The organism is Rhodanobacter sp. C03 (assembly GCF_002001175.1).
Lineage (GTDB): Bacteria > Pseudomonadota > Gammaproteobacteria > Xanthomonadales > Rhodanobacteraceae > Rhodanobacter.
The window spans coordinates 151,500-164,916 of sequence record NZ_MUNT01000005.1 but is presented as its reverse complement, the minus strand read 5'-3'; the positions used below and the strand labels follow the sequence as shown (position 1 = coordinate 164,916).

General features: G+C 63.5%; 12 protein-coding genes. 6 read left to right on the top strand and 6 right to left on the bottom strand.

Annotated elements, in window-relative coordinates; translation table 11 throughout:
- Positions 1-4 precede the first annotated feature (4 nt).
- The 6 genes from B0E48_RS07530 (at position 5) to B0E48_RS07505 (ending at position 6,728) form a co-directional block, all read left to right on the top strand.
- Positions 5-1,198, top strand: a complete 1,194-nt coding sequence (locus B0E48_RS07530) for an argininosuccinate synthase (protein ID WP_174566725.1) — start codon at positions 5-7, stop codon at positions 1,196-1,198.
- Positions 1,195-2,295 carry an acetylornithine deacetylase gene (locus tag B0E48_RS07525; protein ID WP_077517476.1) on the top strand — a complete coding sequence of 367 codons (1,101 nt, stop codon included), beginning with the start codon at positions 1,195-1,197 and terminating at the stop codon, positions 2,293-2,295. The genes B0E48_RS07530 and B0E48_RS07525 overlap by 4 nt, the downstream gene beginning before the upstream one ends.
- Before the next feature lie 37 nt (positions 2,296-2,332).
- A complete protein-coding gene (locus B0E48_RS07520; protein WP_254423899.1) occupies positions 2,333-3,598 on the top strand; it encodes an acetylglutamate kinase in 1,266 nt (421 codons plus the stop codon).
- A 3-nt stretch (positions 3,599-3,601) separates the two neighbouring features.
- Positions 3,602-4,555, top strand: coding sequence for an N-acetyl-gamma-glutamyl-phosphate reductase (argC, locus tag B0E48_RS07515; protein ID WP_077517473.1), 954 nt, complete (start codon positions 3,602-3,604; stop codon positions 4,553-4,555).
- 113 nt (positions 4,556-4,668) lie between these two features.
- Positions 4,669-5,961, top strand: a complete 1,293-nt coding sequence (gene argH / locus B0E48_RS07510) for an argininosuccinate lyase (protein WP_077517471.1) — start codon at positions 4,669-4,671, stop codon at positions 5,959-5,961.
- 38 nt (positions 5,962-5,999) lie between these two features.
- Entirely contained in the window at positions 6,000-6,728 is a 729-nt protein-coding gene (locus B0E48_RS07505; RefSeq protein WP_139350197.1) for a DUF6445 family protein, read from the top strand.
- Between the two features lie 45 nt (positions 6,729-6,773).
- Here B0E48_RS07505 and B0E48_RS07500 read toward each other — a convergent pair whose 3' ends face one another.
- The 6 genes from B0E48_RS07500 to B0E48_RS07475 all read right to left on the bottom strand — a co-directional run bounded on the left by B0E48_RS07500 (position 6,774) and on the right by B0E48_RS07475 (position 13,256).
- The gene (locus tag B0E48_RS07500) at positions 6,774-7,244 is read right to left on the bottom strand and encodes an SgcJ/EcaC family oxidoreductase (RefSeq protein WP_077517467.1); all 471 of its coding nucleotides are present in this window, start codon (positions 7,242-7,244) and stop codon (positions 6,774-6,776) included.
- A gap of 76 nt (positions 7,245-7,320) precedes the next feature.
- The gene (locus B0E48_RS07495) at positions 7,321-7,911 is read right to left on the bottom strand and encodes a hypothetical protein (RefSeq protein WP_077517465.1); all 591 of its coding nucleotides are present in this window, start codon (positions 7,909-7,911) and stop codon (positions 7,321-7,323) included.
- A gap of 223 nt (positions 7,912-8,134) precedes the next feature.
- On the bottom strand, positions 8,135-9,412 hold the full coding sequence (kynU, locus tag B0E48_RS07490; protein ID WP_077517667.1) for a kynureninase: 1,278 nt from the start codon (positions 9,410-9,412) through the stop codon (positions 8,135-8,137).
- 117 nt (positions 9,413-9,529) lie between these two features.
- On the bottom strand, positions 9,530-10,054 hold the full coding sequence (locus B0E48_RS07485; protein WP_077517463.1) for a hypothetical protein: 525 nt from the start codon (positions 10,052-10,054) through the stop codon (positions 9,530-9,532).
- Entirely contained in the window at positions 10,051-11,085 is a 1,035-nt protein-coding gene (locus tag B0E48_RS07480; RefSeq protein WP_077517461.1) for an amidohydrolase family protein, read from the bottom strand. The genes B0E48_RS07485 and B0E48_RS07480 overlap by 4 nt, the downstream gene beginning before the upstream one ends.
- Before the next feature lie 71 nt (positions 11,086-11,156).
- Positions 11,157-13,256 (bottom strand): FUSC family protein, encoded by a 2,100-nt coding sequence (locus B0E48_RS07475; RefSeq protein WP_077517666.1) that lies wholly within the window; start codon positions 13,254-13,256, stop codon positions 11,157-11,159.
- Positions 13,257-13,417 lie beyond the last annotated feature (161 nt).

The window sequence follows — 13,417 nt, the reverse complement described above, 5'->3', positions numbered from 1 at the left end:
AGCCATGAGCAAAGACATCGTTCTCGCGTTTTCCGGTGGCCTCGACACCAGCTTCTGCGTGCCTTACCTGCAGGAGCATGGCTGGGCCGTGCATACCGTGTTTGCCGACACCGGCGGTGTCGATGCGGAGGAGCGCGCGTTCATCGAACAACGCGCGGCTGAGCTGGGCGTCGCCTCGCACGTCACCGTCGATGGCGGCCCGGCGATCTGGGAAGGCTTCGTGAAGCCGTTCGTGCAGGCAGGTGAGGGCTACCAGGGCCAGTACCCGCTGCTGGTTTCCGATCGCTACCTGATCGTCGAGGCTGCGCTGAAGCGTGCCGCCGAACTGGGCACCAAGGCGATCGCGCATGGTTGTACCGGCATGGGCAACGACCAGGTGCGCTTCGACCTCACGGTGAAGGCGCTGGGCGACTACGAGATCGTGGCGCCGATCCGTGAGATCCAGAAGGAGCACACCCAGACCCGCGCCTATGAGCAGGCTTATCTGGAGCAGCGTGGCTTCGGCGTGCGCGCCAAGCAGCAGGCCTACACGATCAACGAGAATCTGCTTGGTTTGACCATGTCCGGTGGCGAGATCGACCGCTGGCAGGCGCCAGGCGACGGCGCGGCAGGCTGGTGCAAGCCGCGCGCCGAATGGCCGTCCAAACCGCTGCGCGTGAAGATCGGCTTTGTCAAGGGCGAGGCGGTGACGCTGGATGGCGAAAAGATCGCCGGTCACACCATGCTGGCCAAATTGAATGGCCTGTTTGCCCAGTACGGCGTCGGTCGCGGTATCTACACCGGCGACACCACGATTGGCCTGAAGGGCCGCATCATCTTCGAGGCGCCGGGCCTGACCGTGCTGCTCGCTGCGCATCGCGCGCTGGAAGAAGCGGTGCTGTCCAAGCAGCAGAACCGCTTCAAGCCTGAAGTGGCACGAAAGTGGGTGGAGCTGGTCTACGAGGGCTTCTTCCACGACCCGCTGAAGACCGACCTGGAAGCCTTCCTTGCCTCCAGCCAGTCCACCGTCAACGGTGAGGTGACGGTGGAGACCAGCGGCGGCATCGTCAACGCCGTCGCGGTGGAGTCCAAGCACATCCTCAATGCCAAGGGTGCCACCTACGCGCAGTCGGCCGACTGGGGCGTGGAGGAGGCCGAAGGCTTCATCAAGCTGTTCGGCATGAGCAGCACGCTGTGGGCCGAGGTCAACCGCGGATGAGCAGCTTGCTCGATGCCACGCTGGAGCATCTGAAGGCACTGGTCGGTTTCGACACGCGCAATCCGCCGCGGGCGATCGGCACGGATGGCATCTTTGATTATCTGCGCGCGCAGTTGCGTGGTTTCGATGTCAAGGTAACCGACTACGGCGCCGGCGCGGTGACCCTGCATGCAGTGCGCGGCCAGCCGAAATACCTGTTCAACGTGCATATGGATACGGTTCCCGATTCGCCGCACTGGAGTGCGAGCCCGCACGAACTGCGGGTCACCGCGGATCGCGCGATCGGCCTCGGTGCCTGCGACATCAAGGGGGCGGCTGCAGCGTTGCTGGCCGTGGCGAATGCCACCGACGGCCCGCTGGCGCTGCTGCTGTCCACCGACGAGGAGGCGAACGATCCGCGCTGCATCGCCGGTTTCCTCAGCGAATCGCACGACTACCAGGCGGTGATCGTGGCCGAGCCGACCAAGGCTGAGGCGGTGCTGGCGCATCGTGGCATCCAGTCGGTGCTGATGCGTTTCGCCGGTCATGCCGGCCACGCCTCGGGCGAACAGAAGCCCAGTGACAGCGCCTTGCACCAGACAGTGCGCTGGGGCGACGCGGCGCTGGATTTCGTCGCCGCGCAGTCGCACGAGCGCTTCGGTGGGCTCACCGGGCTGCGCTTCAATATCGGCCGCATCGAGGGTGGCATCAAGGCGAACATGATCGCGCCGACGGCGGAAGTGCGTTTCGGCTTCCGTCCGCTGCCAACGATGGATCCGGATCAGTTGCTGCAGCGTTTCTCCACCCTGGTGGAGCCCACGCCGGTGGAGTTCACCGAGACCTTCCGCGGCGCCTCGCTGCCAGCTGGGGATACCGCGCGGGCCGAGGAGCGCCGTCTGGCCGCCCGTGACATCGCCGACGAACTGGAGCTGCCGATCGGTAATGCGGTGGACTTCTGGACCGAGGCCGCCTTGTTCTCTGCCGCCGGCTATACCGCCTTCGTCTACGGCCCCGGCGACATCGCCCAGGCACACAGCGCCGACGAGTGGGTCGAGCTCAGTCAATTACAGCAGTACGCAGAAACCATCTACCGGATCGTTGACAGTGGAAACGCATAAGCACACCCGCAAGACCATCGTGCGCCTGCTCTCGAGCATGGGCAGCGCGAAGGAAATCCAGCAATACCTCAAGCGCTTCTCCGAAGTCGACGCCAAGCGCTTCGCCGTGGTGAAGGTGGGCGGCGCCGTGCTGCGTGACGAGCTGGCCGATCTTGCCTCGTCGCTGACCTTCCTGCAGCAGGTCGGGCTCACCCCGATCGTGCTACACGGCGCCGGTCCGCAGCTGGATGAGGAACTGTCAGCGGCCGGCATCGAGAAGCACACGGTGGGTGGTCTGCGCGTCACCTCGCCGAAGGCGCTCGGTATCGTACGACGCGTGTTCCAGCAGCAGAACTTGAAACTGGTCGAGGCATTGCAGTCGATGGATACGCGCGCCACCTCGGTGGCGACAGGCGTGTTCATGGCCAGCTATCTGGATCACGATACCTACGGCATGGTCGGCAAGGTCGACAGCATCAACCTGGCGCCGATCGAAGCCAGTCTGCGCGCCGGCTCGATTCCGGTGATCGCCAGCCTCGGCGAGACCGACGAAGGACAGATCCTCAACATCAATGCCGACTTCGCGGCCAACGAGCTGGTGCGCGTGCTGCAGCCGTACAAGATCGTGTTCCTTACCGGTACCGGCGGCCTGCTCGACGAGCAAGGCAAGCTGATCGACTCGATCAATCTGTCCACCGAGTACGAGCACCTGATGGCGCAGCCGTGGATCAACGGTGGCATGCGCCTGAAGCTGGAGCAGATCGCCGACCTGCTGGCCGACCTGCCGTTGACTTCTTCGGTGTCGATCACCCGGCCGGCGGAACTGGCCAAGGAATTGTTTACCCACAAGGGCTCGGGCACGCTGGTACGGCGCGGCGAGAAGGTGCTGACGTTCGACTCGTGGAAAGATATCGACCTTGAGCGAATGCGTTCGTTGATCGAATCGAGTTTCGGACGCACCCTGGTGTCGGACTATTTCGAACGCACTGAGCCATTGCGTATCTACGTGAGCGAGAATTATCGCACCGCGATGATCCTCACCGAAGAAGGTGGCTTGCCGTATCTGGACAAGTTCGCCGTGCTCGATGACGCGCAGGGCGAGGGTTTGGGACGTGCGGTATGGCATGTGATGCGCGAGGAAAATCCGCGGCTGTTCTGGCGCTCGCGCCACGGTAACGCGGTCAATCCTTTCTATTACGCCGAGTCCGATGGTTGCCTCAAGCAACCGCACTGGAAGGTGTTCTGGTACGGCATCCACGACTTCGACACCATCGCCCGCTGCGTGGCGCATTGCGCACAGCGGCAACCGACCTTGACGGACTGAAGCATGAGCACCAACAGGAAACGCATCGGCATCGTCGGCGCGCGCGGTCATACCGGCGCGGAGCTGATTCGCTTGATCGCGGCGCATCCGGCGCTGGAACTAGCCTTCGTCTCCTCGCGCGAGCTGGACGGCCAGCGCGTCGACGCGCACGTGTCCGAGTACCGTGGCGAGCTGCGCTACAGCGCGCCGGCGCACGAGGATCTGCCGAAGCTGGGCGCTGATGTGATTATTCTGGCGCTGCCCAACGGCAAGGCTGAGGTCTGTGTCGCGGCGTTCGATGCAGCGGGTGCTGATCCGTTGATCGTGGATCTTTCTGCCGATTACCGTTTCGACGCGCACTGGTATTACGGCCTGCCTGAGCTGACCCGCGACAAGTGGCGCGGGGAAAAGCGCATCAGCAATCCCGGCTGCTACGCCACCGCGATGCAGTTGTCGATTGCACCGCTGAAGGATCTGCTCGCCGCACCCCCAGTGTGTTTTGGCGTGTCCGGTTATTCCGGTGCCGGTACCACGCCGTCGGACAAGAACGATCCGGACAAGCTGCGCGACAACCTGATGCCATATGCCCTTACCGGCCACATGCACGAGAAGGAAGCGTCGTTCCGGCTTGGCGTACCGGTGGAGTTCATGCCGCACGTGGCACCGCATTTTCGCGGACTCACGGTTACCACCAATCTGTATCTCACCCGGTCGTTGAAACGCGAGGACGTGCTGGCGCGTTTTCATGCGGCCTATGGCCACGAGAAACTGGTGACCGTGACCGACGAGGCGCCGTGGGTCAGTCGCATCGCTCATCGCCACCATGCCGAGATCGGCGGTTTTTCCCTGTCGGCTGACGGCAAGCGGGTGGTGATCGTGGCGACGCTGGACAACCTGCTGAAGGGCGCAGCCACCCAAGCCATGCAGAACATCAATCGCGCGATCGGCGTGGACGAATACACGGCGATACCGTTATAGCCGACATCTCTGTAGGAGCGGCTTCAGCCGCGATGCTCTTCATCCGGGATGCAAAAAGCATCGCGGCTGAAGCCGCTCCTACATGAGAGCCACCCTATCTTCAGGACATCACCATGACCCAGCCTCTATGGCAAAAATCTGGCGTACAGATCGACGCGAAGATCATGAAGTTCCTCGCCGGCGATGACGTGCTGCTGGATCGCGAGTTCTTCCTGCATGACATCACCGCCAGCAAGGCGCATGTCGAGGGGCTGGCGAATATCGGCGTGGTCAGTGCTGACGAAGCGACAGCCTTGAAGCGCGAGCTGGATGTGCTGGCGACGGATTTCAGTGCCGGCAGCTTCGTGCTGGACGAGCGCTACGAGGACGGCCATTCGGCGATCGAGGCGCGGCTCACCGAACGACTCGGCGATGCTGGCCGCCGCGTGCATACCGGGCGCAGCCGCAACGACCAGATCCTGGTGGCCACCAGGCTGTGGCTGAAGGAGCAGCTGGCCGCACTGCAGGTGCATTGCCACGCCATCGCGAAGGTCTGTCTCGATCGTGCGGCGCAGCCCGCGATACCGTTGCCCGGTTACACGCATCTGCAGCGCGCGGTGGTGTCGTCCACCGCGATGTGGTTTGCCGGTTTCGCCGAAGGCTTCATCGACAACGCACTGCGCGCGCAGCAAACCTCAACGTGGATCGATGCGAATCCACTCGGTACCGCTGCCGGTTACGGCGTCAACCTCAAGCTGGATCGCGAGCACACTACGCAGGCGCTGGGCTTCGCACGCATGCAGGTCAGTCCGATCTACGCGCAACTCTCGCGCGGCAAGTTCGAGATGGCGGTGCTGGAGGCGATAGCTAGCGCCTTGCTCGATCTGCGCCGGCTGGCGTGGGACCTGTCACTGTTCACCACGGCCGAATTCAACTTCGTGATGCTGCCGCCCGAATACACCACCGGCAGCTCGATCATGCCGAACAAGCGCAATCCGGATGTCGTAGAGCTGCTGCGCGCGAGCTACGCCAGCGTCGCCGCGGCGCGCACCGAGATCGAGCAGCTGCTGTCGCTGCCGTCCGGTTACCAGCGCGACCTGCAGTTCTCCAAGGGCTCGCTGTTCCATGGTTGCCGCCATGGCCTCGGTGCGCTCGAACTGGTGCCCGATCTGCTGGCGCGGTTGCAGTGGAACGAAACCGCAATGCGTGCCGCGATCGAGCCGGCGATGTACGCCACCGACGTGGCGATCGAGCAGGCTGCCGCCGGCGTACCGTTCCGCGATGCCTATCGTGCCGCCGCGGAAACGGCCGCTTCGGCCGACCAAGGCCGTACACCGGAAAGCAGCCTCGCTGCGCGCGTGTCGCCCGGTGCCGGCAACGATCTGCGCCTCGATGAGTTACGGGGACGACTGAACCAACTGGCTTGATGGCGCTCCTTACGGCGCGCATCTTGGACGACGGGTTTATGGAAGCGCAAAGCATTCAGCTGTTCAATCCGCAAGCGCAGATCGATCGCATAACGCTGTCGAACGGCGGCGTCTGCTACGTCGTCGACGATGCCTTGCTGGAACCGGAACGTTTCGTTGCATGGGCTGCCGCACAGGGCGATGCGTTTCGACGTGTCGACTTCAACGCCTATCCGGGAACCTACTTGATGCCCACGGCGGCGATAGATAGCGCGATGACGGAGTTCTTTATCCACCGGATGCGCGATTTGTTCGACGCCCGGCGGCTGCTGCACATGCATTGCCGCCTGTCGATGGTGACCTTGGCCCCGGAAGCGCTGCGACCATGCCAGTGGTTGTGCCATAGCGACAACTTCGGTCTCGATCGTTCGCACAGCATCCAGGCATCGGTGCTGTATCTGTTCAAGGATTCCAGCCTGGGTGGCACGAGTTTCTACGAGCCAGCGCGTTCGGCGGCTGAAATCTCTCAGCTGTTCGCCGATTCGACGGCGTTGTCCGGCGAAACCTTCACCCAGCGCTACGGCATCGAACCGGGCTACATCCATGCGTCCAACAGCTACCTCACACGGATCGGCAGCATCCCGGCACGCTGGAACCGCATGATCTTCTATGACGGCAGCCTGCTTCACTCCGGGGATATCGTCAGCCCCGAAAAGCTCACTGCGGATCCGTTGTCGGGGCGTCTGACGTTCAATGGCTTTTTCACCTGTCGCCGCCATGCGGTGTGAGGGTGGGGCTACCGCGGGATACAGGTCGATGCCTCATGCCGGCCGTCATTGCATTGATGGTGGCATCACGACTGTATTTTGATCCTGCATGATCAACCATCGCGTGCCACGCTTGGCCAGGACGAACGTGCGTATGTGCTGCTCGTTCAAGTGCTTGATACCGTCGGGGCTCGTAAAAGTGCTCATGCGACTGGTTACGGTCGCAACCGCAACATCCCTGCTCGCAAATCGCACGTCCAACTTTTCGATGTTGTCGGATACACCGCTCAGAAAAGTGCTGTGCACTCCATGCAATTCCTTGAGAACCTCGGCGCGCCCATGGGTCCGACCGCCATAGGGATTGATATGGTTCCAGTCGTCGGTTGTGAAATCAGTCGCATGGCTGAACCCATGGGAGTTGAAGGCGGCGTAGAACGCCTGAACCGTCTGGCGCACGGATGCTTCGGAACTCGGGGTTTGCGCTGGCACCGCCATGGGCATGGCCAGAAAGACCATTGCCATGATGAGAGATTTCATGGTTCCTCCGAAGATTCAAAGGGTCCAACGCCTGAATTAAGCCGACCCGCGAAGCGGGTTCGGCTTGAATGAATTGTTAGCGCTCACCCGCGACCAAGTCCAGGATGCGACCGTCCGGACGCTTGACCGGACCAGTTACGTCTGGCCGCTGCGACTTAATCGCGGCGATCTGAGCGGCGACGGATGCCAAGTCCTCTTCGAGGTTGGCTCGACTGCGCGTCTCCCAGTACCGGCCCTCGTCTGTAATTTCCAGACGGCGGAAGAATGGCTTGACTGCGTCGAAGATTTCGATGACGCCGATGTGCGTATCGGCACCAGCAAATTGTGTCTTTATGAAATTGTCCAGTTTGTTCTTGGCGCCGAAAACCAAGTAGAGCGGCTCGGACATGTCCGCGGGGTAGATCACGACCCCATTTGCTTTTGAAAGGTCGGCTGACCCATCAAGTTCGCGAAGGGACTGGACCGTGATGTTGTCTAAAGCAGCATCCTTTGGTCCCGAAACTGACTCGCAACGCCATGATTTGGCTTTTGCCACCGCGCATGCGGCCTCGGCTACTTTTTCAACGTCACTCGCGTCCTTAAGCTGACCGTTGAAATGAATTGTGACGCCAGCGACCGCGCTGCCAGAAAAGACGAGGATGGCGAAGAGAAATATGTGGCGAACCATGAAGTCTCCTATGAGCGCTAACTACCTAATATACGGACCCGCGGATCCGGCTATACATCCTTGATCACGTTCGAAAGTTCCGACGCAACGCCCCGATTCATCTGGAGCTTATCTGCGCTGGGTCCGGCCAACAACCGGATGCATAACCGGATCAAACGCGCCGGTTTTATCGCTGCACATGAAGCGCCTTGCGATGCCCGCTTTGGGTGAAAGCAGTCTTGAGTCAGTCGATACGACTCCACGCCCGCACCGCCTCGACAAACGCCAGGCAATCCGCAAACCGGTTGTACAACGGCGCTGGCGAGATGCGGATCACGTCGGGTTCGCGCCAGTCTCCGATGATGCCGTGTTCCATCAGGTACTCGAACAGCGCGCGACCGCGCTCGCGGCCGCCGATCACGCGTATCGACAATTGCGCGCCGCGACGTTCCGGTTCGGCCGGGGTCACCACCTGCAGCACGTTGGCCAGCTGGGTCTGCACCAGCCATTCCAGATAACCGGTGAGCTTGAGCGATTTCTCGCGCAGCGCCTGCATGCCGGCGCGGCGGAAGATCTGCAGTGATACGCGTAGCGGCGCCAGCGCGAGGATCGGCGGGTTGGACAGCTGCCAGCCATCGGCACCGGCCGTGGGCACGAACTGCGGGCCCATCTGGAAGCGGGTGGTCTTGTCGTGGCCCCACCAGCCGGCGAAGCGCGGCAGTGCTGCCTTGGCATGGCGCTCATGCACGAAGGCGCCGCCGACGGCGCCGGGGCCGCTGTTGAGGTATTTGTAGCTGCACCAGATCGCGAAATCCGCGCCGCTGTTGTGCAGTTGCAGCGGCAGGTTGCCGACCGCGTGGGCGAGGTCGAAGCCGACCATGCAGCCGTGCTTCTGAGCGAGCGCGGTGATCGCCTTGAGGTCGAACACCTGGCCGTTGCGGTACTGCACGCCGGGCAGCATGACCAGCGCGACGTGGTGACCGTGTTTGGCCAGCGCGTGTTCGATCGCGGCCATCGAGATGGTGCCGTTAGGCTCATCGCTTGCCAGTTCGATCAGCGACGTGGCCGGGTCGAAGCCGTGGAAGCGGATCTGCGATTCCACCGCGTAGCGATCGGTGGGGAAGGCGCCGCCTTCGATCAGGATGGCATGACGCTCTTTCGTGGGCCGGTAGAAGCTCACCATCATCAGGTGCAGGTTCACGCCGAGCGTGTTCATCGCCACCACTTCGGATGGCTTGGCACCTACCACGGCGGCGAGATCGTCGCGCACGAACTCGTGGTAATCCATCCACGGCAGGCGGCCCTTGAAGTGGCCTTCCACGGCCAGCTCGCCCCAGTAGTCCAGTTCCGCATTGACCGCTTCGCGCACCGCACGCGGCTGCAGGCCCAGCGAATTGCCGCAGAAGTACACACTGTCGTGACCTTCGTGCGGCGGGATCAGGAACTCGTCGCGGAAGGCGCGCAGCGGGTCGGTGGCGTCCTGGGCGCGGGCCCAGTCGGCGGTGGCCTGGTAGTCGGGCATGGTGGTGTCCTGCATGGCTATGTGTAGGGGCGGCTTCAGCCGCGACGCTTCTTGCTTTCGCGGGCCGACCGAAAAGCATCGCGGCTGAAGCCGCTCCTACCGGGATCTGGGGATGATCTATTTCAATCGCGCAGCGATCGCGTCGCAGCCCTTGTCGAACTCGGCCTTCCAGCCGGCGCCGGCCTGGCTCTGGGCAGGGCGCACGCAGCGCAGCTGGATCGCATGGCCGTTCTTGAACCAGTAGTGCTCGACATAGTTGAGCTGGGCGCCGTTTTCCCGCGCGGTATAAAGATTGGTGTTCGGTTGCGGCGGTACCGCGGAAACCTTGTAGTCGGTCAGTGCCATGGCTTTCGCGGTGGCATCGCTCCTGAACTGGTTGAAGCCGTTGACGTCGGCCGCCTGGCTCACCGTCACGGTGATCCGGGCCAGGCTGGTCTTGCCGGTGGGTGACGGATCGGGCACCTGGAACACGCGCACTTCCGGATCGCCCTGGGTATCCATGATGTCCAGCCAGCTGTCCGGCGTGCTGAAGTTGATACTGCCGTCGGCCATGCTGACATCGGCGGCGTGGACGCGGCCAGCCAGCAGCAGGGTGGTGGTCAGAGCCATGCTGAGGATGGCGGTGTGGCGCAGAAAACTCATGCTGACTCCAGGGAAGTATGGTCGGGGGCGAAGCGATGCCTGGGCAGGCCCAGCCATTCCAGTGCGGTGCCGTGAAACAGTCGGGCGCGCTCAACGTCGCTCAGGCCCAGTGCCTCGATACCGCTGCCGGGTTCCTGTTCGCCCAGCGGGAAAGGATAGTCGGTGCCGAGCATCACCTGCTCGACGCCCGTCACATCCAGCAGATAGCGCAGCGCCAGATCGTCGTGCACGCAGGAGTCGAAATAGAAACGCTTGAGGTATTCGCGCGGGTTGCGTGGATTGTCGGTGGCGACCAGGTCCGGGCGCATCTTGAAGCCATGCTCGATGCGGCCGATCGTCGAGGGGAAGCTGCCGCCGCCATGCGCCAGCATCACGCGCAGCTTCGGCAGCCGCTCCAGCACGCCGCCGAAGGCGAGGCAGCAGGCGGCGCGCGCCTGCTCGGCCGGCATGCCGACCAGCCACGGCATCCAGTACTTGGGCATGCTCGATGCGCCCATCATGTCCCAGGGGTGCACCAGCACCGCGGCACCGAGATCGGCCGCCGCCTCGAAGAACGGGAACAGTTCCGGCGCATCCAGGTTCCAGTCGCCGCAATGCGAGCCGACCTGCACACCTTGCAGGCCCAGCTCGTCGATGCAGCGTTCCAGCTCGCGGATCGCCAGATCGGGCGCCTGCAGCGGCACCGTGCCGATGCCGGCGTAGTGGCGCGGATAATCGCGGCACAGGCCGGCCATGTGGTTGTTCAGATGACGATGCAGCTCCAGCGCCTGATGGCCCGGTGCCCAGTACGAGAACAGTACCGGCACGGTGGAGATCACCTGCACGTCGACGCCGAAGCGCGCGTAGTCGTCGATGCGCGTCTGCGGATCGAACGCGGAATCCCACACTTCGCGGAAGAAGCGGCTGTCCTTATAGATGCGGTGGCGGCCATCGGTATGCGTCATCACCGGAAAGCGGTCGTCGCCGTACTTGGCGGCCAGATTCGGCCAGTCACGGGGCAGGATATGTGCGTGGGTATCGATCTTGAGCATCCACGCAGTGTAAAACCTCTGTGCGCTGGCGTCGCGTCACACCGTTGCATCGTCAGGCGCCAGTGGCAACCCTACAAGGCCTGAGCTTCGGCTTCGGCGGCGGATTCCTGGCCGGCACGGTTCACCACATAGGCCAGCGTGTTGACGTTGTCGACCAGGCGGTCGCTGAGTCGCGCCAACAGCTCGGCGCTGGCGCGATCTCCGCTGTCCTGCAGCAGGGTCATCAGGGCGCGTTGCCGGGTACGCAGATCGGGCAGGGCCTCCATGCTGCGTTGTTCGCGCAAGGCGGTGGCGATCGTCTGCACGGCATTGGCGCATTGCTGCACGAAGTCGCCGATTTCGGTCTGCAGGGGCAGGGTGGCGAGATCGTCGATCATCGCTTCCAGTGTCATCGCGGTACGTGCCAGCCGGTTGCCGTTGGCGAACAGGGCACGGGCCAGCGCCAGCAGTGCCGGTGGGGTGGCCGGTTCGGTGCGCATGCGGTCGATCGAGGCCTGCGCATTGGTGCGCGCGGTGCGCGCCACACTACGTGTCTCGTGGTGGGCATGGCGCTGGTCGGGCAGCGCCAGCGCGTGCAGGTAGCTGGCGTAGGCATCCAGCATCACCGCCAGCGCGGCGCGCGCCCGCCCGCGCTCCCAGGTTGGCCACGCTACATAGGCGAGCAGCGCCATGCCGCAGCCGAGGGCGGTGTTGATCACCCGATCCATCACGGCTGCGCTGGAGCCGACACCCTCGAATGAAAGCAGGATCACCACGGTGCCGGTCAGGGCGGCCACCGCGATGCCGTAATGCGCCGTGGCCAGATAACGGAACGCCATGCACAGCACCGCCATCAGCACGAGATGCGCCCACGGCTCGCTCGGCGTGAAGTGCAGCAGTGCCGTGGTGAGCACCAGCCCGAGTACCGTACCGAGCACGCGCAGCAGGCCGAAATTGAAGGTGGCGGAAAAGTCTGGCCGCAGCACGATCGCCGCCGTCATGGGTAACCAGTAACCGTGCGGCAGCTGCAATAGTCGTGAAATCCACAGCGCAGCGCTGAGGCAGACCGCCATGCGCAGGGCATGTCGGAACGCCACCGAGTGCGGCGTGAGACTGGCGCGCAGCGTAGCCCAGGCGGAACTGCTGCGTAGTGCCTTGGGCAGGTGGGTTTCGGCCGCACTGGCACGCAGCTCGCCGCGACTGCCGGCCCAGTCGGCGTTGCGCACCGCTGCCGCCAGCTGGCCGGAAAGGGCGTGGATATGTGCGGCGAGGCCACCCGTGCTGGCGCTGCCATCCAGCAGGGCGCGTTCGCTGGCCTGCAGGGTTTGCAGCGCACGCGCAGCCTGTTCGGGCGATTCACCTTGTTCCAGTGCACCGGCGATCGCCGTGAGCACGCGGGCAGCATCGGCGCGAAACATCATGTGGGTGGTCGGGTTGGCATGCAGTTCGGTCATCGCGGTGAGCTCCAGCCGGATGCGCTCTGCCAGTTCCAGCAACACACCGAATGCCTCCATTGCGCGGCCGTGGGAGCGATGCTCGCCCAGCAAGGTTTGCTGCAGGGTGGTCATCGCCTCGGTCAGCGCCGGGACGTCGGCATCGTCATGCGCCTGCTGTCTCGCCAGTGTGGCGAGACCGGCATAGACATGGGCCAGCGCATGGCGCTCGGGCAGGTAGCGCTGCCATGGCCATGCTGCCAGCGAGAACAGGGTGAGCAGCAGGCCACCGGAGAAAATCAGCGTGGCACCGCTCAATGCACCGACCAGCGAGGTTGGTGTGGACGCGGTAATCACCAGCAGGATCATGCTGGTCATGCCGACACGCGCGGTATCGGTGCCGAACACCACCAGCAGGCCGCCGAAGAAGCCACAGGCAGCAGTGGCCAAAAGCATCGGCAGCAGCTGGCCGCCGATCAGGAAACCGCACAGCGAGGCCAGACCCGCAGCCAGTGAGGCCAGCAGCAACTGGCGCATGCGCTGGCGATATGGCCCGGGCTGATCGGAAAACATCGTATCCAGCGCACCGGCACCGATAGCCAGGCCAACCTCGGTGTGTCCCGTAGCCAGCCCGATGCCCAGCGGCAGTATCACCGCGGCGGTATTGCGCAACACGACCTGCCACGGCACGTCCGGCCGCTTGATCTGGGTCAGGCTCTCGATCGCATGGGCGCGTAGCGAGTAGTCGCTGGAGGGCATCGGGGTTTCGCTGGTGCCGCGGGAGCGGTGATTCTGCATTATGCGGACTGAATCCATGCAGGAGCGACTGTAGGAGCGACTTCAGTCGCGATGCTTTTCAAAGCCATGGCGAAACCACAGCGATCGCGGCTGAAGCCGCTCCTACAAAAAACGGTGCCGTA

Bases quoted from the DNA above. Each gene is read 5' to 3' on its own strand.
- B0E48_RS07530 (WP_174566725.1), top strand. From the start codon at position 5: ATGAGCAAAGACATCGTTCTCGCGTTTTCCGGTGGCCTCGACACCAGC.
- B0E48_RS07525 (WP_077517476.1), top strand. From the start codon at position 1,195: ATGAGCAGCTTGCTCGATGCCACGCTGGAGCATCTGAAGGCACTGGTC.
- B0E48_RS07520 (WP_254423899.1), top strand. From the start codon at position 2,333: ATGGGCAGCGCGAAGGAAATCCAGCAATACCTCAAGCGCTTCTCCGAA.
- argC (WP_077517473.1), top strand. From the start codon at position 3,602: ATGAGCACCAACAGGAAACGCATCGGCATCGTCGGCGCGCGCGGTCAT.
- argH (WP_077517471.1), top strand. From the start codon at position 4,669: ATGACCCAGCCTCTATGGCAAAAATCTGGCGTACAGATCGACGCGAAG.
- B0E48_RS07505 (WP_139350197.1), top strand. From the start codon at position 6,000: ATGGAAGCGCAAAGCATTCAGCTGTTCAATCCGCAAGCGCAGATCGAT.
- B0E48_RS07500 (WP_077517467.1), bottom strand. From the start codon at position 7,244: ATGAAATCTCTCATCATGGCAATGGTCTTTCTGGCCATGCCCATGGCG.
- B0E48_RS07495 (WP_077517465.1), bottom strand. From the start codon at position 7,911: ATGGTTCGCCACATATTTCTCTTCGCCATCCTCGTCTTTTCTGGCAGC.
- kynU (WP_077517667.1), bottom strand. From the start codon at position 9,412: ATGCCCGACTACCAGGCCACCGCCGACTGGGCCCGCGCCCAGGACGCC.
- B0E48_RS07485 (WP_077517463.1), bottom strand. From the start codon at position 10,054: ATGAGTTTTCTGCGCCACACCGCCATCCTCAGCATGGCTCTGACCACC.
- B0E48_RS07480 (WP_077517461.1), bottom strand. From the start codon at position 11,085: ATGCTCAAGATCGATACCCACGCACATATCCTGCCCCGTGACTGGCCG.
- B0E48_RS07475 (WP_077517666.1), bottom strand. From the start codon at position 13,256: ATGCCCTCCAGCGACTACTCGCTACGCGCCCATGCGATCGAGAGCCTG.